This is a genomic window from Sphingobium sp. CFD-2 (assembly GCF_024611135.1).
Lineage (GTDB): Bacteria > Pseudomonadota > Alphaproteobacteria > Sphingomonadales > Sphingomonadaceae > Sphingobium > Sphingobium fuliginis.
Map to the genome: position 1 here is coordinate 3,723,164 of NZ_CP084405.1, position 19,786 is coordinate 3,742,949.

Here is a 19,786-nt window from a genome sequence, read left to right on the forward strand (position 1 = left end):
ACCGGCTGCACGGAACGCGAAGCGTGGAGGAAGCTGGGCGGAAGCTGATCCGAAGTGCGCCAGGGGCAGCGCCCCAAGCACCGCGCCGCGCCAGCGGCGCCGATCTAGAGCATTCGGTCCCGGCTAGCGGGAACGACCGTAGCTGTTCGCTTTCGGAAATAGACCCGCTCCGTTTTGGGCTCGGCGAGGGCCTCGAACCCGGCATCCAGCCAGGCCCGGCGTTGCGGCGCGCTGCAATCCGCATCTCCCTTAGCGCACCACCATTCAGGCTCGGCCGCGCCACGCGGCAGCAGGCCGCCGATGATGCTCTCGATCTGCGCGAAGCCGAGTTCGACGTCCTCGGCGTCGTTACGGACTTTCCACCGTCTCAGGAAAGCGCCCAGCGCATCGTATTTGCCCATCCCGACGTTCCCGCCTTTCAGCTCGGGATCGTCAAGCGGATGCGCGTCGGATCGAGTTGGTGGTTGGGATAGCCGGTGGGACGGCCCATCGTCAGCGCCATCATGATCCGGGTCGAGCAGATGGCACAGTCGAGTGCGGATGCCACGCCGTCGGCGCAGTCGATGCAGGCGCGGCGGGGCTTTGAGCCGTCGAGCAGACCGATCAGCAGATGTTCGTCGTCGGACAGCATCACTCCGCCCACAGCGATCGGTCGGCCAAGCGCGGCTTCGCATAGCGCCATCAGGCTGGCGAACACCGGCGCGAGCATCCCGCAGTCGTGGGGCGACAGCGTCATGTAAAGGCGTTGCTGAACGGGAGCGCGCGCATCGCGCGCCGCGCGCCAGCAGCGGGCGGCGGCCGTCACCAGCTCGTCGGGAGCGGGAATCGCCTCGCCGCGTGCGACGGTCGCGTGCATCATGAGACCCGCCTCAACGCCAGCCGGCCGGCGCCGACGAGCAGCGTCGTCACGGCCGGCAGGCTGGTCGTCATTGATCGGTCCTGCCGGGCGGTCATGGCGTCGCTCTCCTCGGTTCGGCTCCCCTTGCCTCGACCGTTCGGATAGCCTAGTTGCGAATAATTCTCAATTAGGAATCGCGATGTCAGCGCAGAACACCTATCAGGTCGCCGACTGGAACGGCCCCAGCGGGGAGCGCTGGGTCGCCAACCAGGCGCGGCTCGACGCCATGCTGGCGGTGTTCGGCGACGCTGCAATCGAGACCGCCGCGCCAAGGGCGGGCGAGCGCGTGCTGGACGTCGGCTGCGGCGCGGGCGCGTCGAGCCTGGCTTTGGCGGCTCGCGTCGGCGCGAAAGGCGAAGTGCTGGGCGTGGACATATCCGAGCCGCTGATCGAACGGGCCTGCGCGCTGATGCCGAAGGAGGCGCCGGTCGTGTTTCAGGTGGCCGACGCCGGCAGCGCGCCGCTGCACGAAAGCGCGTTCGACATTCTATTCTCGCGCTTCGGGGTGATGTTCTTCGATGATCCGGTACCGGCCTTCGCCCATATGCGCCGCGCGCTCAGGCCCGGCGGCCGGCTTGCCTTCGTCTGCTGGCGCGGTGCGGCCGAGAACGATTGGGTGCGCCTGCCGATGAGCGCCATCCGTGACATCATCCCGCCGCCTGCGCCGCCCGACCCCGAAGCGCCTGGTCCGTTCTCGTTCGGGGACCGGGATCGCGTCGCACGCATCCTGACGGCGGCCGGGTATAGCGACATCACTATCGCGCCCTTTGACGACTCGATCCCGTTCGGCCAGGGCGCGACGCGGGACGCGGCGATCGACGACGCGGTGGAGATGGCGTTCGAGGTCGGCCCGCTGTCGCGCGCTCTCGCCGATCAGCCGGACGACATCCGCGCCCGCGCCTCGGCGGCGGTTCGCGCCGCCTTCGCCGGACGTCCCGGCGAGCGGTCGGTGATGATCGATGGCGCGGCCTGGATCGTCGCGGCGCACAATCCGCTAAGTTGACGGCGTTCAATAGGGGAAGACGCCCCGCTCTGTGGAGCGGGGCGTCGTCGGCCGCTCAGCGCGACCAGATGAGGGCGTATTCGCCGGCGGTCTCGGTCTCGACCAGGGTGGCGTAGATCGGAGCCGGGAAGCTCGGATCGTCCAGCTTGACCGAGATGTAGTCGCGGCCCTCGCGGCTGGTCTTCTTCCAGGCGGCGCCGATGTCCATGTCGCCGGCGCTGATGCGGAAGTCGGGGGACTTCTCGCCTTCCTTCTCGACCGGGCGAAGGGTCGCCTTGGTGCTGAGGGTGAGCGTCTTGATGACGCCGTTGAACTCGCCCTTGCTGTTGGCGGTGAAGGTGCCGATCGTAGCCATGTCGTAATCTCCTGCTTGCTCGGGCCACGCCCATCGCGGCCTCGATGGCTCGGCGTTGGTCGGGGCGCGATCGACCCCGCACCGCTTGCGGCTGGAACGCAGTGGAGGTTGGGCGGCGGGCGGCTTTTTTGCTTCGCGATGCAAAGCCGAAGGCGGCGGAAAAAAGCCGCCCGCCGCCCTTGCGGGAAGGCGATCAGCCTCGGTCAGACAAGCCATTGGAGAGGCCGTGTGGCGCGGCGACGGCAGTTCTCAGGTGGCGACAGGCGTGCTCGGCGAATCCGCAGCACCGGGCGCTTCGGTGGAAGGAGTATCCAGCCTCAGTCGCTCACGCGAGGACGGACGTGCGGGACAACAGGCGGGGCCGACGCCCGCTACCGGAGCGGCGGATCAGGCGCCGCCGCCAGGGGAAGGCTTCTGCGTGTCGCGCATGATCCGCGCCCAGGGGTTCAGGTCCGGCTCGGCGATCTTCGTCAGGGTGTTCGTATCGCGGTGCAGGAACGGCGTGTCACGCCCACGCACCAGCAGGCTGGTCTCGGACACATAGCTCCATGAGCCGTCGGCGTGGAAATCGACTTCGATCTGATAGGAGTCCGTGCGGAAGGCCAGCTCAAGGAAGGTCGTCGAGCAGATCCCGTATTCGGTCTGGCCGCGCTCGGCCTTCAGGATCAGCTTGGTGGCGTCCGGCTCCGCCTGTCCCGCGGCGATGGCGATCTGGCCGCGCGGGATCGCCACGGTCTGGAGGATGAGGCCGGTCGCCGGCTCCCACAGCCAGTAGCCGACCTGGTCGTGGAAGGCGATCTGCTCTTCCGTGGTGTTGATGTGGACGTGGTAGCGCAGGCCGTAGAAGAGCTGTGGACCGTTGGTCTGCGCGTCGATCGGCTGAATCTCGATGCGCTCATAATAGTCCCGCTGTTCGGGTCCATCGGCCTTGGGGTTGAGATCGACGCCACGATGACCTTCCCATATCCCGGCCAAACGGCGGAGCGGTCCGAGATTGGCAAGGGTGTCGGAAGCTGCATCGGGTTCGGTGAAGATGTCGTCCGGTATATCCATATGGTTCCTTCCTCTCGTCGGACTAGCAGCCTCCGTTCAGGGCGCTTCCGCGCCCGTCTCGATTCGTCTGTCGGAAATCGACCATAGCCAGCGCAACCGGGAATGTCGTGAACGGGCTCTGGTCGCCGGCCGTTCGACGCGGGCGCGCGCTCGCGAGTGACAATAGCGCCCCCGCATCGACGGGTGTCGCGCCTATTGAGGAGTATGATCGACGAGTATCACGCTGACCCTGCTCGATCTTGCCGGCATCGTCGCGCTTCTGCTGTGGGGCGTCCACATGGTCCAGACCGGCGCGCAGCGCGCGCTCGGCGCGGGGCTGCGATCCTTCCTGGCCCATCGACTCGGCAATCAGTTCAGCGCCTTCCTCGCCGGGCTCGGCGTCACCGCGCTGCTCCAGAGCAGCACCGCCACCGGCCTGATGCTCACCAGCTTCGCGTCCGAGGGACTGGTGGCGCTCGCGCCGGGCCTCGCCGTGATGCTGGGCGCCAATGTCGGCACGACGCTGATCGTCCAGCTTCTCGCTTTCGAAATCTCGATCATCGCCCCGATCCTGGTGCTGATCGGCTATCTCCTGTTCCGGCGCGGACAGGCCGGGACGCGGGATTCGGGCCGCATCTTCATCGGCCTCGGGCTCATGCTGTTCGCCCTCCACCAACTCCTGAGCCTGCTCGACGCGCTCACGGCGATGGAGGCGACGCAGAGCTTCGTTGCGATGCTCTCGACCCATTTCGTCTTCATCGTCCTGCTCGGGATCGTCCTGACCTGGGCGTCGCATTCGAGCGTGGCGGTCGTGCTGCTCGCCATGTCGCTCGCGACCAAGGGCGCGCTGACCGTGCCCGCCGGGATCGCATTGGCGCTCGGCGCCAATATCGGCACGGCGATCAACCCGGTGCTGGAGGGCGGCGCGCGCGATCCCGGCGCCCGGCGGCTGCCGATCGGCAACCTGCTCAACCGCGTGGTCGGCGTGCTGGCGGTGTTGGCGATCTATCCGTGGGTCGCGCCGATAATCACGAGCATCGAGAGCGCGCCCGGCCGGGCCATCGCGAACTTCCACACCGGCTTCAATCTGGCGCTGGCGCTGATCTTCTTGCCCCTGCTTACGCCCTATGCGCGGCTTCTCGAACGGCTGCTGCCGTCGCGGCCCGAACAGGTCGGACCCGACACGCCGCGCTATCTCCAGTCGGTGGCGGTCGGCGCCCCGGTCACGGGGGCGCTCGCCGGCGCGACACGCGAGGCGTTGCACATGGCCGACGTGCTGGAGGAAATGCTGTCCGGCCTGCGCGAGGCGCTCGCCAACCCCAACCGCAGGCGGATCGAGGAGACGAAAGCGCTGGATGACCGGCTCGACCGGCTCAACCGTGCGATCAAGGAAAACCTGCTGGCGATCGACACGGCGCGTCTGAACGAGGCGGACAATGAGAAGCTGGCCCGCATTCTCACCTTCTCAATCAATCTCGAACAGGCCGGCGACCTGATCGACCGCGGCCTGCTGGGCGTCGCCAATCGCCGGATCAAGCGGGGCCTGGCCTTTTCCCGTGAGGGGACGGCGGATCTGATCTCGCAGGTCGATCGACTCGTGGAGACGCTCCACCAATCGACGGCGGTGTTCCTGAGCGGCGATGTGACGGCCGCGCGGGCGTTGGCGGCCGAGAAGGACGGGTTCCGCCGCCTGGAGGATGAAGCGACCGCCGCGCATTTCGACCGGCTGCGGTCGGGCAATGTGGAAACGGTGGAGACGAGCGCGCTGCATCTCGATGCGCTGCGCGATCTCAAGCGGGTCAGCGGCCATCTGATCGAGGCGTCGGCCTATCCGATCCTCAAGCAACGGGGCGATCTGCTCCCCACAAGATTGCGGACCCTCAAATGAGCGAGCGGCCGCGCCCGGCAAAGGGCGCGGCCGCGGTTTTTTGAGGTGGCGACGGAAAGAAGGCCGGGACCGCTCGCGCGGCCCCGGCCCAGGCCGTTATTCGGCGGCGACGGCATAGAACGCTTCGCCGTCCTCCGCTCCGGTATCGGGGGCCTCCGCTGCGAACGGCTGCTCCACGGTCCCGCTATCCCCGGCCTCGACGGGCGCAGGCTGGTCCACCTCCGGCTCGGGCGTCCGCAGCACGGCGGGAAGCCAGCCGGCCCCAGCCAGAAGCTGCTCGGCGGCTTGCGCCATGTCCGGCTTCTTCATGTCCGCAATCCGGCGGGCGGCATCCTCCGATACGCCTTCGGCGACGGCCTCCACGATATGCGCCTTGGTGACGCGGCCAAGGTAGCTGTCCACGGTGGGCGTCCAGTCCTTCGCCACATCCAGCGCCAGCGCGCGCGCCAGCCTGTCCGCCGTTTGCAGCGAGGGGGGCTTGCGATCCCACGGGAGGCGCAGGGCGTTGACGGTGCGGGACGCGCAATGCGCCAGCAGCGCCAGCCGCTCGTCGTCGTCCATCCCGACGACAAAGCTCCAAAGGTCGGCCACGTTACGCGGCATCCGCTCGGTCCAAGCCTCGCGCGCCTCGTTCGCCCGCGCAGCCAATGGTGTGTCCTCGATCCCGTCCGCGTGGCTGCCCAGCGGCGTCACGGTCGGACGAACCTCAAGGCAACCGGCCTCGGCATAGCTGTAGAACAGTTGCGCCGTGAGCGTGTGGGTCAGGGCGATCAAGGCCATGCCGGGGCGCTCTCCAAGGGCGACACGCAAGGCCAGCGTCCGATGGGCGGACAGGTCGCGGGTGAGGCTGTCGGAAATCGGCTTGCCCGGTTCCCCGTCCTCTTCCTCGATCCCCTGCACGTCCTCGTCGCCGTCCTCGGCCTGCTCGTCCTCGACGGCTTCCCGCCCGATGGCTTCGCCTTCGCCCTCCTCCTCGGGCTGCGGGTCGGCCAGCGCCTCGTCCTCGGGCCGGACAAAGCCGCGCTCGAGACGGGGAACGCCGTCATGGGTCAGCACCACGAACACCCCGCCATGCGCGATCACGTTGGCGTCGTAGGCGTGGCGCTTCTCGGAGATGGCGTCGATCTCGTCGGAAATCGCCTCCAGCTTAGCCGCCACGTCCTCGGGCATCTCGTCATAGGACGAATAGCCCTCTGCCAGTTCGTCATGCGCGGTGGACAGGGCATCAAGTCGCGCCTCGTCCTCGTCGGACAGGGCGACGGTCTGCGGATAGAAGCGCCGCATCCCGTGTGCATGGGGATAGTCGATATGCGCTTCGGTCCATTTCCAGCCCTCGGCCTGCACTTCGGCGGCAACCTCGCGCAGCTTCTCGATGGCGAGCATGTCGAGCAAGCCCACGTCCTCGAAGAAACCGCCCCGATCCTCGCTGAACAGGTCACGGATGATATTGCCACCCGCCTCGATATAGGCGTCGGCCCCGACGAACACCGCGCGCCGGTCGGTCGCCGGAACATTGCTCGCGATCATGTCGCGGCGGATGATCCACGGCTCGCGATTGTGGTGCAGGTTCTCGAACACCTGCTCCTGACGGGCGTGGTCCTCGGTGATGGCGAAGGCCATAAGCTGGTCCAGCGTAAGGCCGTCCTCACGATAGACCTGCAACAGCTTCGGGCTGACAGCGCCCAAGCGAAGCCGCTGCTTCACCACATGGGCGGACACCCCGAACCGCGCGCCGATCTCTTCCGCGCCCCATCCCTTGTCGCGGGAAAGCTCCGCGAACCGCTCGAACTGGTCGGCGGGGTGCATCGGCGTCCGGGTGACATTCTCGTCAAGGCTGACCTCGGCCGGATCATTCTGCGTGTCCAACCAGCAGCGGATGGCCTCCGACTTCCTGATCTGCTTGCGCTTGGCGCGCAGCAACTGCGCCTGTCTGCGGCCTTCGCCAGCGGTCACGAAATAGCAGCCCGTCGGCGTCCCGTCCGCCTTGACCTCGGGCTCCACGACAAGGTTCTGGATCATCCCCTTGTGCTGGATGGAAGCGGCCAGCGCCGCGATGGCGGCCTCCCCATGCGGCACCTTGCGGGCATTACGCGGGGACTTCTTGAGCTTGGCAAGCGGCACGAAAATCTCGATGCCGGACACAGGCTCGGCGGCTGCGGTTTCGGTAACAGCGTTCATCACACTTCTCCTTCAAAACCACACGCACCCCGGAATGGGGTGGGCGGCGAAAGAGCGACCGGCAGGCCCGGCGGCGGAGCCGGGACGCACCCGAAGGGCTGGAACAAAGAGAAGGTAAGCGCGGCCACGCGCGTTGCGGCCCGGCGCGGCGGGCCTAAAGGGAAGCGACGCCCATCCCATAGCGGGAGTGCAACGATCAACGCGATCGGGCCGGCGAACGCCCTGGCGCGATTTCCGCAGAGGGAAGAACCCCGATCCGCATGGCGGATTGACCCATGGGCGCACGAGCGCCCCACGCCAGTCCGGTCGTCACCCGCAAGGGATGAGACCCGTCAGGGACTCGGTCGAAGCGCAGCGGAGATAGGGCGGCGGTCCCGCAGGGAGGCGCCATGACTTTCACATCACTACTTCTCTCTTGCATGTCGGAATATCCGACACTACATATAGCCTATGTAGGCAAATCGTGCGAGGCGTAGATGGCGACAATTGCACCTACCAAGCCGGTTACGGTAGCATTCCCCACGAACGACGTCATTGCGACGCTCGTGGCTGAGCTGATCGAAGTGGCAAAGGCGGAGGCGCAGGTTCGCGGCATTCCGCTTCCCCCGGATAATCCGAAGATCATCAAGGCTCCCATTCCGATGGATTCGCTGTCGGTCGTCGACACGCTGTGTGCGCTTGAACCTGTTGTCGGCTTCGAACTGCGCGAGAGCATCGTCCGCACGGGTGGCTACAGTTCGATCGAAGCTGCGCTCGAACATCTTGTCCCCAAGATCGAGCGCGTATGGATTCGCAAGAAAGGATCGAAACCATGACCAATCTCGCATTGCGTCACGAGGACGACGAGGAGGAGCGGCGACGCTTGGGGGAGCGACTGCGCGAGGCCCGGAAATATCTGGGCCTGAAACAAGAAGAGGTAGCGGCCTATCTCAAGATCCCGCGCACGGGACTCACCGATATTGAAAACGGGCAGCGCCGCGTCGAGGCGATCGAGTTGACTCGGCTCGCGCGGCTGTATCGGCAGTCGGTAGGCTATTTCACTGGCGAGGACGAAGCCTCGGCCAGCCTGCCGGCAGATGTCGCACATTTGGCGCGGCGCGTTGCCGATCTGTCCACGCAGGACCGCGAAGAGCTTGGCCGCTTCGCCGACTATCTGCGCGCGCGGTCAGGCGGAGGACAGAGCTGACCATGGCGCTCGACTACGCGAGCGCGGTTCGCGCCGGGGCCATGGCCGCTGGGCGGCTACATCGGCAGTTGAATACGCGCGAAGTGATTGAACAGCAGGGCGGCAATGTCGATGTGTTCAGCGCGATCCACGCGGTCGATCTGCCGTTATTGCTCCGGCCACTCAAGGGGCTGCTCGGTGCCTATCTGAGCGCGCCGGCGCATGGCGTCTTGGTGACGACGGAGCGGCCAATGAGCATTCAGCGCTTCACGGCCGCTCACGAGCTGGGCCATTTCTCGATGCAACATCAACCCAGTCTGGATGACGAAAGCATCTTGCGGCGGATGCCGAACTCGCCCGAGCCCGGTGGGCTGTTTCAGGAAACCGAGGCGGACGCCTTTGCTATCGCCTTCATGATGCCAAAATGGCTGATCCTGTCACACAGCGCGCGCCAGGATTGGCAGGTCGATGATTTCCGCCGTCCCAACGTCGTGTATCAACTCTCGCTGCGCTTGGGGGCCAGCTACGAAGCGACGTGCCGAACGCTGCTGCGCTACAATCTGATCTCGCAATCGACCATGACCGATCTGCTGCGGACGCAGCCGCGTGCGCTGAAGGTCGATCTGCTCAAGGATTATCGACCAGCCAATTATCGTGGCGACGTCTGGCTCCTAACCGAACGCGATGCCGGCACGAGAATCGACGGGAGCCGCAACGACCTGTTCGTGCTCCGGCTCAAGGAGCATAGCGGTGGCGGGTATCTGTGGGATTTTGACCAGCTTATCGCGAGCGGCTTTGCCATCGTTCGCGACGACCGCGAAGCGGTCGATGCTGATGGGATCGGCGGGCCGATCGTTCGGCGGGTCACGGCCGCCATTGAAGCGGCACAACGGGGTCGGATGTCGATCGAGGAACGGCGGCCATGGCAGCCGGTGCCGGCGTTGGCCCATTTGACGTTCGACTTCGACCTGACCGGCCCCGAACCCGAAGGTCTTTCGCGCGCCGAGCGGCGGCATCTGCTTGAGGCCGCCTAGCTCCCATGATCGAGATCACGACCGATCTTCGGCCCTTGTTCGGTGCTGCGCGCGATCAGGGAGCGCGACCTACCTGCTTGGCCTTTGCCGCAAGCGATGCTCATGCCGGGCTGCGTGATGGATGGGCGCCGCTATCCTGCGAATTTGCCTTCTATCATGCCCAGCGACGTGCGGGCCGATCGCCGGCACAAGGCGCGCTGCTGTCGGCGATGCTCGATGCGCTGCGCGGCGACGGACAACCTGAAGAACATGGCTGGCCCTATCTTGAAGCCGTCCCCGAAGATCACGGCCTGTGGAACCCGCCTGCTGTGGTCGGGGATCGCTATGGGCGCGATGGCCAGCCGGGGACGAAGAATCTCGCCTCGATCATCGCCTTGCTCGACACGGGTCGGCCAGTCGTGATTCTGACGATGCTCTCGCGCTCCTTCTTCATGCCGACAGGCGATGGTGTCGTCGATCCGGCCAATGACGAGCAGCCTGAGGCGAGCCAGCGCCATGCCGTGATCGCCGTAGGCCACGGCAAGGTCGACGGCACAGCCGCAATTCTCGTCCGCAATAGCTGGGGTACGGGATGGGGCCTCGACGGACATGCATGGCTCACGGAAAGGTTCCTGGCGCCGCGGCTCTTCGCCACAGCGAATTTGATGGAGGCAGTCGATGTATCTTCCAGTACCCTCGCAGCCTGACTGCGTTTCCGCGTGGCGCGAGGCGGTGCGGGCAGTTGATGGCACAACCGGCCATCAAGCCTATAATGTCATCATCGACGTTGCCAATCCCTCGGCGCGCGCGACGCTCGCCGATCCCGTGGTCGCGGAGGTAGATGCCTTTCTCGCCGGGCGGGGCAAGAAGCCGATTGAGACGGTCGCCAACACGATCTTTCCGGCAGCGCTCTACCACCGCCATGGCGCGCCGCTCTTCTTCGATCGGTTCCGGGACAATGTGCTTCCGAAGGTCAGGTTGAAGGAAGCCTGGTCGGGCTACTATTTCGAGCGGATGATGCAGTTGCCCCAACTCGACGGGCCGCCGATCAATCAGATTTGGGGGATCGTCAAGCGCCTGCGCAATCCGAAGGTGCGCGCCCTCAACAAGTTCGAGCTGAGCATTTTCGACCCTGCCCGCGACGTGAACGATTCGCCTTACGGCGGGCAGTGTCTGAGCTTCGCAAGCCTCAAGCTGATCGGCAAAGGCGATCAACGCCGGATCGCCATGACGGCGTTCTACCGCAACCATTTCTACATCGAAAAGCTACTGGGCAATCTGATCGGCCTGGGTAGGTTGCAGTCGTTCATCGCCAAGGAGGGGCGGGTTGGACTTGGACCGCTGACGATCGTCTCTACCCATGCCGAGATAGACACCGGCAAATGGAATCGCGGTGATCTCCAGGAGCTTTTTGCGCGCTGCGATCAGGCGAGCGCGCAGCTCCTCGCCGCAGCATAAGGCGCTTCCAATGGTAGGCGCGGCGTTTCGAGAGCGCTGCCATCAATTCCGTACATCGCAAACATGCCTTCGATGAAGTCGCGCTGCCCGCCATAGCTCGGATGGCGGACGGCCGTCGTCGGGATACCGACATCGCCAAGGGCTAGGTGAGCATCGCGCCCGATCGCGACAATGCGCTGGGGCTGGAGCATGGCAATCAGCGCCTGAAGCAAAGGCCAGGTCGCTTCACGTTCTCCACGGGTATGACAACGGTTCGACAAGGGATCGCCCGCTTCATGCGGATGGAATGGGAAGACGTTCCAGAGCATGACCGGCTGTCCGATTTGTTCGAGCACGCGCCAGACAATCGCCGCCGTCCGCTCAGCGACCGCCGGGCCTTGCGTCGCACGTTGAAGTGCGATGCCGCCCATCAACGCGCCCGCCCTGTCGAGATGAATCTCATCCGTGAGGGGAACGCCCGTGCGCCGGCCGCCGCGATAGCCGAGGTCGCGGGCAATCCAGATTGTCTCCACCTTCGCGTCCAAGGCAGCGGTCAGTAGCCGTTCCAGATTGTCGCGCCGTTTGGCGGCCGCGTCGCGCCGGTCATGAACGGCGCAACGGTCACGCCAGGGATTGAAAACAGAAGGAAGCTCGGTTGCCGCCAGAGTGGAAACGAAATGCTTAGGGCTCATGACGGCAGTTCCTTGATACGCAGGCGACGATGGGCGAAGTCGATCGTAACGCGACCGCGCCGGTGTTTCTGGAGGAAGCGGAAGGCCGCGTAGCCCTGGAGGATCGCTTCCTCCCAGAGCCACAACGGACAGCGTTCGGATTCGTAGCCAGCGACGAACTGGCGGACATGCTTGAGCATGTCCAGCGGCAGGCCGCCTGATTTTACCTTGTCGAAGTAGCGAAGCTGCTGGGCCTGACCGAAAATCCACGAGGTGACGCCTTCCTCGATCAGGATGGCCCGCGCACCATCCTCCGCATCATCGAGCTTGGGGTCGCTCTTGCGCTTCAGGCGCAGCAACGCACGGATGACAGGCGACCAGCCCAAGACCGCCACATGCGCATAGTGAAAGACGTCGTGGAAGCGGTAATCGTCGGGTTCGACCGCATTGTCGGTGAGCCGATCACCGACGTAGACGCCGCTTGATCGCTGATAGACGAAGGTTTGGCCGCGAACCGTGCGCTCATAGACGTCGATCGTCATCCGCCGAGGGAGTTGCTCCTCGGGGTCCATCGTCGCATCGGTTGGTGCCGGATAGACTTTCTCGCGGGGCCAGCGGTCAAAGATCTTATGGAGGTTTTTGACGGCTGCGGCCTCAATCGTAACCCCGGAATCGTTGGCGGCCTGGATCAGCCTGCGCATGACCGCTACAAGCTGACCGGCGAGCATCGCCTTGTCTCGCGTCAACGCCCCCAATTGGAAGCCATTGACGAGGACGCCAACCTCGCCGGCGAGCGCGAGCAGCGTGTGCTCGAACTGCGGCATGGGCGCCTTGGCCAGCGGAATATGGGCGGGCTGGAGCGCATGGAAGCTCAAGGCGCCGTTGCCTCCGGCCCGCCACTCATCGTCGCCACGCGCGGCGTTCGCCGCGATGTCGCTAAGCTCCAGCGCACTGCGACGCGCAACGGCCGCGAGATACCAAAGAACATCGCCAAGTTCCTCGGCAACGGCATCAGCATAGCCGAGGTAGGAGGCAGCATCGCGCTGTTTCTTCTTGGCCTCGCTTAGAAGGCTTCCCGCTTCGCCGAACAAACCGAGCATCGAGAATCCGAGTGCGCTTTTCCCGCTTCGCTGGTCCGTGCGAGCAGCCTGTTTGGCATAGTCATCGATCGTCAGGGCCGCAAACTCGTCCGCCATCAGCTGCGCTTCCGGCGATCGGAGATTGCCTCCGGGGGCACATTGACGCCGTAGGCTTGGAGCGCCCGCAGTACGATCATGCGGATCGGTTCGCGGGCGTCGAGCGCCCGCTGACCAAGATCGCGCTTAGTCACCCCTGGGACCTGAATTTGAAGATGCTCGTCATCGGCATCGCTGCGAGCCTCCGCTTGTTTCATGAAAACATTAAATCATAGTTTCATGAAACTATGAAGCTACGAATTGCTCGCGGGAGTAATACGATCGCGGAGGAGCTTGAGGGATGCGGGAAAGCACCCGGACAGAGAGCGGACAGCGGACTCTCGCTGTCGGCTCGGCGTCGCCAGGCAAGTGTTGTCACCACACTTGCCTGATTCCAGCCCGGATCGGCCATTGTCTCCAGCCAGTGGCCTATCAGGCAGAGCGGACGGGTTGCTTCGCGACACGGCCAATTGACGCAACTTTCGCTAGTCAACGCTATGGGTGGCCTATTTCTGGCAATTATCCGGAGACATTATGGAGACAACGGCCTCCGCGCCCAGCATTGTCTCCAACGAAAAAGCGGCCCGAAGGACGCTAATCCACTGTTTTCTTTGATGAAAACTGGAGCGGGCGAAGGGATTCGAACCCTCGACCCCAACCTTGGCAAGGTTGTGCTCTACCCCTGAGCTACGCCCGCTCTGGCGGCCGGAGGAAGTGTCCCTCTCGGCGGGTGGGGGGCAACTAGCAGCGGCTTCCCACCTCGGCAAGGGAGAATCTGCATAAAATCATTTTTTTCCGATCCCGCCGGATTTCCCCGCCCGATAGTGGCTTTTCCCACCTTGCGGCTTGGCCTCGCGTGGCCATATGCTACTATTCTGCCTGTCAAATCAGTGAGCAACGACCGAATATGATCGCCCTTCGCTTCCTATGGCGGAGGCAGGAGGAGGAGCATCGCATGCCAGAACCGTTGACGCGCCGGGGCCTGCTTCAGCGCAGCGCCGCCGCCGCCGCCATTCCCGTGCTGGGCGACGCGCAGGCCGCTGCTCCCGCCCGCCCGCAACGCCAGAAGGAGCAGGCCCAGATGAGCGCCGTAGGATTGACCGTGAACGGCCGGGATGTGCATCTGCAACTCGACCCCCGCACCACCCTGCTCGACGCATTGCGCGAGCATCTCCACCTGACCGGCACCAAGAAGGGCTGCGACCATGGCCAGTGCGGCGCCTGCACGGTGATCGTGGAGGGGCGGCGGATCAACAGCTGCCTCACCCTCGCCGTCATGCATGAGGGCGACCAGGTGACCACCATCGAGGGGCTCGGCACGCCGGAAAAGCTCCACCCGATGCAGCGCGCCTTCATCACCCATGACGGCTATCAATGCGGCTATTGCACGCCCGGCCAGATCTGCTCGGCGGTGGCTGTGCTGGAGGAGATCGGGGCGGGCATCCCCAGCCACGCCACGGAGGACCTCGACCGCGTGGCCTTTTCCGAGGGCGAGGTGCGCGAGCGGATGAGCGGCAATATCTGCCGCTGCGCCGCCTATCCCAACATCGTCGCGGCGATCCGCGAAGTCGCCGGCCATGGAACTGCGGAGGACAAGGCATGAGGCCCTTCACCTACAGCCGCGCCGCCAGCGTCGAGGAAGCGGCGAAGACGGCCGCCAGCACCCAGGGCGCGCGCTTCATCGCGGGCGGCACCAATCTGCTCGACCTCATGAAGCTCCAGATCGAGACGCCGACCCATCTGATCGACGTCAATCATCTGGGCCTCGACCGCATCGAGCCGACGGCGGAAGGCGGCCTCAGGATCGGGGCGCTGGTCCGCAACACCGATCTGGCCGCCGACAAGGCCGTCCGCCGCGATTATGCGGTGCTCAGCCGCGCGCTGCTGGCGGGTGCTTCGGGTCAGCTTCGCAACAAGGCGACGACCGGAGGCAACCTGCTCCAGCGCACCCGCTGCCCCTATTTCTACGACACGCGCATGCCCTGCAACAAGCGCAAGCCCGGCAGCGGCTGCGGCGCGCTCAAGGGGATGAGCCGCAGCCTGGCGATCCTGGGCACCAGCGACGCCTGCATCGCGCAGCATCCGTCCGACATGGCGGTGGCGCTGCGCCTGCTCGATGCGCAGGTCGATACGCTTGGCACCGATGGCGGCCGTCGCTCCATTCCGGTCGCGGATTTCCACCTGCTGCCGGGCGAGACGCCGCATATCGAAAATGCGCTGAAGCCCGGCGAACTCATCACCTCTGTCACCTTGCCAAAGCCTCTGGGCGGCACCCATGTCTATCGCAAGGTGCGAGACCGCGCCTCCTATGCCTTTGCGCTGGTGTCCGTCGCGGCGGTGTTTGAGAAGGACGGCCGGGCGCGCTTCGCCTTCGGTGGCATAGGGGCCAAGCCCTGGCGTACCGAGGCCGCAGATGCTGCCGCCCCGTCCGGCGCGGCGGCCGTGGCGGAGGCGGCGCTCAGCGGCGCTCGACCCACCGCGCATAATGCGTTCAAGCAGCAACTGACCGCCCGCACCCTTGCCTCGCTCTACCGTCAGAAGGGGGCCTGAGCCATGAAGTTCGACACGCCAGCCACCACCAACCCGATCGACCGGGGCCGCGTCATCGGCATTCCCCATGACCGCATCGACGGCGCCGCGAAGGTCACCGGCACCGCGCCCTATGCCTATGAACGGCACGATGCCGCGCCCAACGCCGCCTATGGCTGGATCGTCGGGTCGGCCATCGCCAAGGGGCGGATCAACGCCATGGACCTGCGCGCTGCCGAAGCCGGGCCCGGCGTGCTGGGCATCGTCACCCACCAGAATGCGGGGCCGCTCGGCAAAGGCAATATGAACACCGCCCATCTGCTGGGCGGTCCGCAGATCGAACATTATGAGCAGGCGGTGGTGCTGGTCATTGCCGACACGCTGGAAAATGCGCGCGACGCCGCCCGGCTCGTCCGCATCGATTATGCACCGGATCAGGGCCGCTTCGACCTGGCGGCGGAGCGCGACAAGGGCGTTCCGCCCGAAGGCGGCTTCGGCGGCCCTGCTGATACCAAGGCGGGCGATTTCGAAGCCGGTTTCGCCAGGGCGGCGGTGAAGATCGACCAGCACTACACCACGCCCGACCAGAGCCATGCGATGATGGAGCCGCACGCGACCATCGCCGCCTGGAATGGCGACAAACTCACGCTCTGGACATCTAACCAGATGATCGCCTGGAGCGTGGGCGAGATGGCGGCGACGCTGAAGATTCCGAAGGAGAATATCCGCCTCGTCTCACCCTATATCGGTGGCGGTTTCGGCGCGAAGCTGTTCCTGCGCGCCGATGCGCTGCTGGCGGCGCTGGGCGCGCGCATGGTCGGCCGCCCGGTGAAGGTCGCGATCGCCCGGCCGCAAATCCCCAACAACACCACTCACCGCCCCGCCACCATCCAGCGCATCCGCATCGGCGCCGACAGGCAGGGCGTGATCGACGCCATCGCGCATGAGGTCTGGTCGGGCGACCTGCCCGGCGGCGGCGCGGAAACGGCGGCGCAGCAGACGCGCCTGCTCTATCGCGGCCCCAACCGGTTGACGACGCACCGCCTGTCGACGCTGGACCTGCCGGAAGGCAACGCCATGCGCGCGCCGGGCGAGGCGGTGGGCCTGCTGGCGCTGGAAGTCGCGATGGACGAGCTGGCCGAGGCCTGCGGCGTCGATCCGGTCGAACTGCGTATCCGCAACGACGTGCAATATGATCCGGAAGCCGGGCCGCAGCGCCCCTTTTCCAGCCGCAAGCTGGTCGAATGCCTGCGCGAGGGCGCGGAACGTTTCGGCTGGAACCGCCGCAATCCGAAGCCTGGGCAGGTGCGCGATGGCCGCTGGCTGGTCGGCATGGGCGTCGCCTCCGCCTTCCGCAACAATCTGGTCACGAAGTCGGGCGCGCGCATCGGCGTCGATGCCAAGGGGCATGTGACGGTCGAAACCGACATGACCGACATCGGCACCGGCAGCTACACGATCATCGGCCAGACGGCGGCGGAAATGCTGGGCGTGCCGCTGGACGCCGTGACCGTGCGGCTGGGCGACAGCCGCTTTCCCGCGTCGTCCGGCTCGGGCGGCCAGTGGGGCGGGAACAGCTCAACCGCGGGCGTCTATGCCGCCGCCATGGCCCTGCGCGCCAAATTGGCCGAAAAGGCGGGCTTCCCGGCGGACAAGGCGCTGTTCGAGGATGGTCTGGTGCGCCTGGGCAACCAGTCCCAGCCGCTGGGGACGCTGGCGGGGCGCGAGGGCCTTTGGGCAGAGGACAGCATGGACTATGGCGACCTCACCAAACGCTATGCGCAAGCTACCTTCGGCGCGCATTTCTGCGAGGTCGGCGTCGACATCGACACCGCCGAAGTCCGCGTCCGCCGCATGGGCGGGGCCTTTGCCGCGGGGCGCATCCTCAATCCCAAATCGGCGCGCAGCCAGGTGATCGGCGCGATGACCATGGGCGTGGGCGCGGCGTTGATGGAGGAGCTGAGCGTCGACACGCGGTTCGGCTTCTTCGTCAACCACGACATGGCCGAATATCTGGTGCCGGTGCATGCCGACATCCCGCATCAGGACGTGCTGTTCATCGATGAACTGGACGACAAAAGCTCGCCCATGAAGGCCAAGGGCGTCGGTGAACTGGGCATTTGCGGGGCTGGCGCGGCGGTGGCCAACGCGATCTACAACGCCACGGGCGTGCGCCTGCGCGACTATCCGCTGACGATCGACAAGATTCTGGCGGCGTCAACCGGAAAAAGGGTCGCTTGAACTTCCTGCGCGGCGCCCCTAGTCCCTCTCCCAAAGAGAGGAAAGGGCGCCGATGAAATATCTTTCGCTGTCACTGGTTCTGGCCGCAATTCCGACGGTTGCGGCCGCCGGGACGGAGGCGTCCGACCCGGACCGCATCGTCGTGACGGGGGAGGGGCTTTCCCTGCCGCCGGGGACGCCGGCCTATGGGTCGGTGATCATCGACCGGGACCGGCTGACCAACAGCGCTTCCGGCCGGATCGAGAGCGTGCTGGGCGATGTGGCCGGATTCCAGCAGTTCCGCCGTTCCGACAGCCGCTCCGCCAATCCTTCGGCCCAGGGAGCGACATTGCGTGCCTTGGGCGGCAACGCTTCCAGCCGGACGCTGGTGCTGCTCGACGGCGTGCCGATGGCCGATCCCTTTTTCGGCTATATCCCCTTCAGCGCGCTGGTGCCCGACCGCCTGTCGGTGGTGCGGGTGACGCGCGGCGGCGGCATTGGGGCCTTCGGCGCGGGCGCGGTGGCCGGGACCATCGAACTCGCCAGCGCGACGCGGGATCAGCTTCCGACCTTCGGCGCCAGCGCCTTCTACGGCAGCAAGGATGCGACCGAACTGACCGCCAGCCTGACGCCGGATCTGGGCGGCGGCTATGTCTCGCTTTCGGGCCGCTGGGACCGGGGCGACGGCTTCCAGACCACGCCCCGGAACCAGCGCGTCGCCGCGACTTCGCCCGCCGCCTATGACGGCTGGTCGACCAATTTGCGCGCCGTCGCGCCCCTGTCCGCCACATCGGAAATCCAGTTCCGCGGCACCATCTTCCACGACGAGCGCACTCTGCGCTTCAAGGGCGCGGACAGCATGAGCGAAGGGCAGGACGCCAGCATACGCTTCATATCCCGCGGTGCATGGCAGGTCGATGCGCTGGCCTATATCCAGGCGCGCAACTTCTCCAACATCGTGATCTCGGCATCCACCTTCCGCAAGTCGCTCGACCAGCGCAATACGCCCTCGACCGGCATCGGCGGCAAGATCGAGCTGCGCCCACCGGTCGGCCCCGACCATGTGCTGCGCATCGGGGCCGACACCCGCTTCGCCACCGGCGACATGTTCGAGGATGGCTATAACGCGAATATAGCGGCCAATCCGGTCACTTCCCGCCGTCATGCCGGCGGCGAGCAGATGACCACCGGCCTCTTTGCCGAGGATGACTGGACGCTGGGCCGGCTGGTCCTGACAGGCGGGGTGCGGGCGGATCGCTGGACGATCAGCAACGGCTTCTATCGCGCCACCGGCACCGGAGCGGCCAACAACAGCTTTGCCGACCGTTCGGACTGGCAGTTCTCCGGAAGGGCGGGCGCTCTCTACCGCATCAGCGATGCAGTCGCGCTACGGGGCGCGGCCTATAGCGGTTTCCGCCTGCCGACGCTGAACGAGCTATATCGGCCGTTCGTGGTCTTCCCGATCACGACCCGCGCCAATGCCGCGCTGACGCCCGAAAAGCTGAAGGGCGTGGAGGCGGGCATCGACCTCACGCCCATTCCGGGCCTGACCCTCTCCGCCACCGGCTTCATCAACCGGCTGGACGATGCCATAGCCAATGTCACCCTCACCAATGTCGCCAATACGCGCGAGCGGCAGAATGTCGACCGCATCACCGCCAAGGGGATCGAATTGACCGCCATCGGCCGGGTGGACGACTTCCTGCTTTCGGCATCCTATGCCTATAGCCACAGCACCGTCCATGCGCCGGGCATGGGCTTTGACGGCCTCACCCCCGCGCAGAGCCCCCGTCATGCCGCGAGCGCCACGCTGGCCTGGGAGCCGGAGCAGGGACCGGCGCTTTCCGCGACGCTGCGCTATGTCGGCAAGCAATATGAGGATGACCTCCAGACCGATGTCCTGCCCGACGCGCTGACCGTCGATGCTGTGGCGCGCCTGCCGCTGGGCCATGGCGTCACCCTGGTCGCCCGGGGCGAGAATCTCTTCGATGAGGAGGTGATCACCCGCAACGCCGGAGGGTCCATCGACCTCGGCACCCCCCGGACGCTGTGGATCGGCTTCCGGTTCGCAAGCTAGAGCCGGTTCCGATCTGATGGAATCGGATCGCTGCCCCAGATTCCTTGTTTTGCGCGATTTCGCGGCAAGCGATCGGTTCCGGTCGCTTGCCGATCGCTTTAGGGCAACCCTCTGAAAAAGCCCGCTGGTTCCGCCGGGGCAAAGC

Annotated in this window: 19 protein-coding genes and 1 tRNA gene; 11 read left to right on the forward strand and 9 right to left on the reverse strand. The window is 65.8% G+C overall.

What is annotated here, in order from left to right; translation table 11 throughout:
- Nucleotides 1-104: 104 nt before the first annotated feature.
- Together LDB29_RS18465 and LDB29_RS18470 are read right to left on the reverse strand one after the other, a co-directional pair.
- Nucleotides 105-401 (reverse strand): hypothetical protein, encoded by a 297-nt coding sequence (locus tag LDB29_RS18465; protein ID WP_176592454.1) that lies wholly within the window; start codon nucleotides 399-401, stop codon nucleotides 105-107.
- 17 nt (nucleotides 402-418) lie between these two features.
- The gene (locus LDB29_RS18470) at nucleotides 419-859 is read right to left on the reverse strand and encodes a hypothetical protein (protein ID WP_176592455.1); all 441 of its coding nucleotides are present in this window, start codon (nucleotides 857-859) and stop codon (nucleotides 419-421) included.
- Between the two features lie 178 nt (nucleotides 860-1,037).
- On the opposite strand from LDB29_RS18470, the gene LDB29_RS18475 reads away from it, so the two are divergent.
- On the forward strand, nucleotides 1,038-1,901 hold the full coding sequence (locus tag LDB29_RS18475; protein ID WP_176592456.1) for a class I SAM-dependent methyltransferase: 864 nt from the start codon (nucleotides 1,038-1,040) through the stop codon (nucleotides 1,899-1,901).
- 55 nt (nucleotides 1,902-1,956) lie between these two features.
- Here LDB29_RS18475 and LDB29_RS18480 read toward each other — a convergent pair whose 3' ends face one another.
- Both LDB29_RS18480 and LDB29_RS18485 read right to left on the reverse strand, forming a co-directional pair.
- On the reverse strand, nucleotides 1,957-2,256 hold the full coding sequence (locus LDB29_RS18480; protein ID WP_176592457.1) for a DUF736 domain-containing protein: 300 nt from the start codon (nucleotides 2,254-2,256) through the stop codon (nucleotides 1,957-1,959).
- A gap of 387 nt (nucleotides 2,257-2,643) precedes the next feature.
- Nucleotides 2,644-3,309: an FABP family protein gene (locus LDB29_RS18485; protein ID WP_176592458.1), complete on the reverse strand. Its 666-nt coding sequence runs from the start codon at nucleotides 3,307-3,309 to the stop codon at nucleotides 2,644-2,646.
- A 229-nt stretch (nucleotides 3,310-3,538) separates the two neighbouring features.
- Between LDB29_RS18485 and LDB29_RS18490 the strand changes: the two genes are divergently transcribed.
- Nucleotides 3,539-5,176 (forward strand): Na/Pi cotransporter family protein, encoded by a 1,638-nt coding sequence (locus LDB29_RS18490; RefSeq protein ID WP_255325819.1) that lies wholly within the window; start codon nucleotides 3,539-3,541, stop codon nucleotides 5,174-5,176.
- A gap of 96 nt (nucleotides 5,177-5,272) precedes the next feature.
- Here LDB29_RS18490 and LDB29_RS18495 read toward each other — a convergent pair whose 3' ends face one another.
- A complete protein-coding gene (locus tag LDB29_RS18495) occupies nucleotides 5,273-7,354 on the reverse strand; it encodes a ParB/Srx family N-terminal domain-containing protein (RefSeq protein ID WP_176592459.1) in 2,082 nt (693 codons plus the stop codon).
- Between the two features lie 476 nt (nucleotides 7,355-7,830).
- On the opposite strand from LDB29_RS18495, the gene LDB29_RS18500 reads away from it, so the two are divergent.
- Genes LDB29_RS18500 through LDB29_RS18520 form a run of 5 tightly spaced genes read left to right on the forward strand, consistent with a single transcriptional unit; the run spans nucleotide 7,831 to nucleotide 10,990 of the window.
- On the forward strand, nucleotides 7,831-8,169 hold the full coding sequence (locus LDB29_RS18500; protein WP_176592460.1) for a hypothetical protein: 339 nt from the start codon (nucleotides 7,831-7,833) through the stop codon (nucleotides 8,167-8,169).
- Entirely contained in the window at nucleotides 8,166-8,540 is a 375-nt protein-coding gene (locus tag LDB29_RS18505) for a helix-turn-helix domain-containing protein (RefSeq protein WP_176592461.1), read from the forward strand. Before LDB29_RS18500 ends, LDB29_RS18505 begins: the two co-directional genes overlap by 4 nt.
- Before the next feature lie 2 nt (nucleotides 8,541-8,542).
- Nucleotides 8,543-9,553 (forward strand): ImmA/IrrE family metallo-endopeptidase, encoded by a 1,011-nt coding sequence (locus tag LDB29_RS18510; RefSeq protein ID WP_176592462.1) that lies wholly within the window; start codon nucleotides 8,543-8,545, stop codon nucleotides 9,551-9,553.
- 5 nt (nucleotides 9,554-9,558) lie between these two features.
- Complete coding sequence (locus LDB29_RS18515) at nucleotides 9,559-10,239, forward strand: C1 family peptidase (protein ID WP_176592463.1); 681 nt, start codon at nucleotides 9,559-9,561, stop codon at nucleotides 10,237-10,239.
- Complete coding sequence (locus LDB29_RS18520) at nucleotides 10,211-10,990, forward strand: hypothetical protein (RefSeq protein ID WP_176592464.1); 780 nt, start codon at nucleotides 10,211-10,213, stop codon at nucleotides 10,988-10,990. The genes LDB29_RS18515 and LDB29_RS18520 overlap by 29 nt, the downstream gene beginning before the upstream one ends.
- On the opposite strand, the gene LDB29_RS18525 is transcribed toward LDB29_RS18520, so the two are convergent.
- The 4 genes from LDB29_RS18525 to LDB29_RS18540 all read right to left on the reverse strand — a co-directional run bounded on the left by LDB29_RS18525 (nucleotide 10,957) and on the right by LDB29_RS18540 (nucleotide 13,512).
- Complete coding sequence (locus LDB29_RS18525) at nucleotides 10,957-11,661, reverse strand: uracil-DNA glycosylase (RefSeq protein WP_176592465.1); 705 nt, start codon at nucleotides 11,659-11,661, stop codon at nucleotides 10,957-10,959. The genes LDB29_RS18520 and LDB29_RS18525 overlap by 34 nt on opposite strands.
- Entirely contained in the window at nucleotides 11,658-12,836 is a 1,179-nt protein-coding gene (locus LDB29_RS18530) for a nucleoside triphosphate pyrophosphohydrolase family protein (RefSeq protein ID WP_176592466.1), read from the reverse strand. Before LDB29_RS18530 ends, LDB29_RS18525 begins: the two co-directional genes overlap by 4 nt.
- Nucleotides 12,836-13,033, reverse strand: coding sequence for a hypothetical protein (locus LDB29_RS18535; protein WP_176592467.1), 198 nt, complete (start codon nucleotides 13,031-13,033; stop codon nucleotides 12,836-12,838). Before LDB29_RS18535 ends, LDB29_RS18530 begins: the two co-directional genes overlap by 1 nt.
- 404 nt (nucleotides 13,034-13,437) lie before the next feature.
- Nucleotides 13,438-13,512, reverse strand: a tRNA-Gly gene (locus LDB29_RS18540).
- A gap of 258 nt (nucleotides 13,513-13,770) precedes the next feature.
- Between LDB29_RS18540 and paoA the strand changes: the two genes are divergently transcribed.
- From paoA to LDB29_RS18560, 4 genes are read left to right on the forward strand one after another with little or no spacing between them, the layout of a single operon-like run.
- Complete coding sequence (gene paoA / locus LDB29_RS18545) at nucleotides 13,771-14,418, forward strand: aldehyde dehydrogenase iron-sulfur subunit PaoA (protein ID WP_257555266.1); 648 nt, start codon at nucleotides 13,771-13,773, stop codon at nucleotides 14,416-14,418.
- Nucleotides 14,415-15,365 (forward strand): xanthine dehydrogenase family protein subunit M, encoded by a 951-nt coding sequence (locus LDB29_RS18550; protein WP_257555268.1) that lies wholly within the window; start codon nucleotides 14,415-14,417, stop codon nucleotides 15,363-15,365. Before paoA ends, LDB29_RS18550 begins: the two co-directional genes overlap by 4 nt.
- Nucleotides 15,366-15,368: 3 nt before the next feature.
- Complete coding sequence (gene paoC, locus LDB29_RS18555; RefSeq protein ID WP_257555270.1) at nucleotides 15,369-17,585, forward strand: aldehyde oxidoreductase molybdenum-binding subunit PaoC; 2,217 nt, start codon at nucleotides 15,369-15,371, stop codon at nucleotides 17,583-17,585.
- Nucleotides 17,586-17,637: 52 nt separating this feature from the next.
- Complete coding sequence (locus LDB29_RS18560; protein ID WP_257555272.1) at nucleotides 17,638-19,641, forward strand: TonB-dependent receptor; 2,004 nt, start codon at nucleotides 17,638-17,640, stop codon at nucleotides 19,639-19,641.
- Nucleotides 19,642-19,786: the final 145 nt, after the last annotated feature.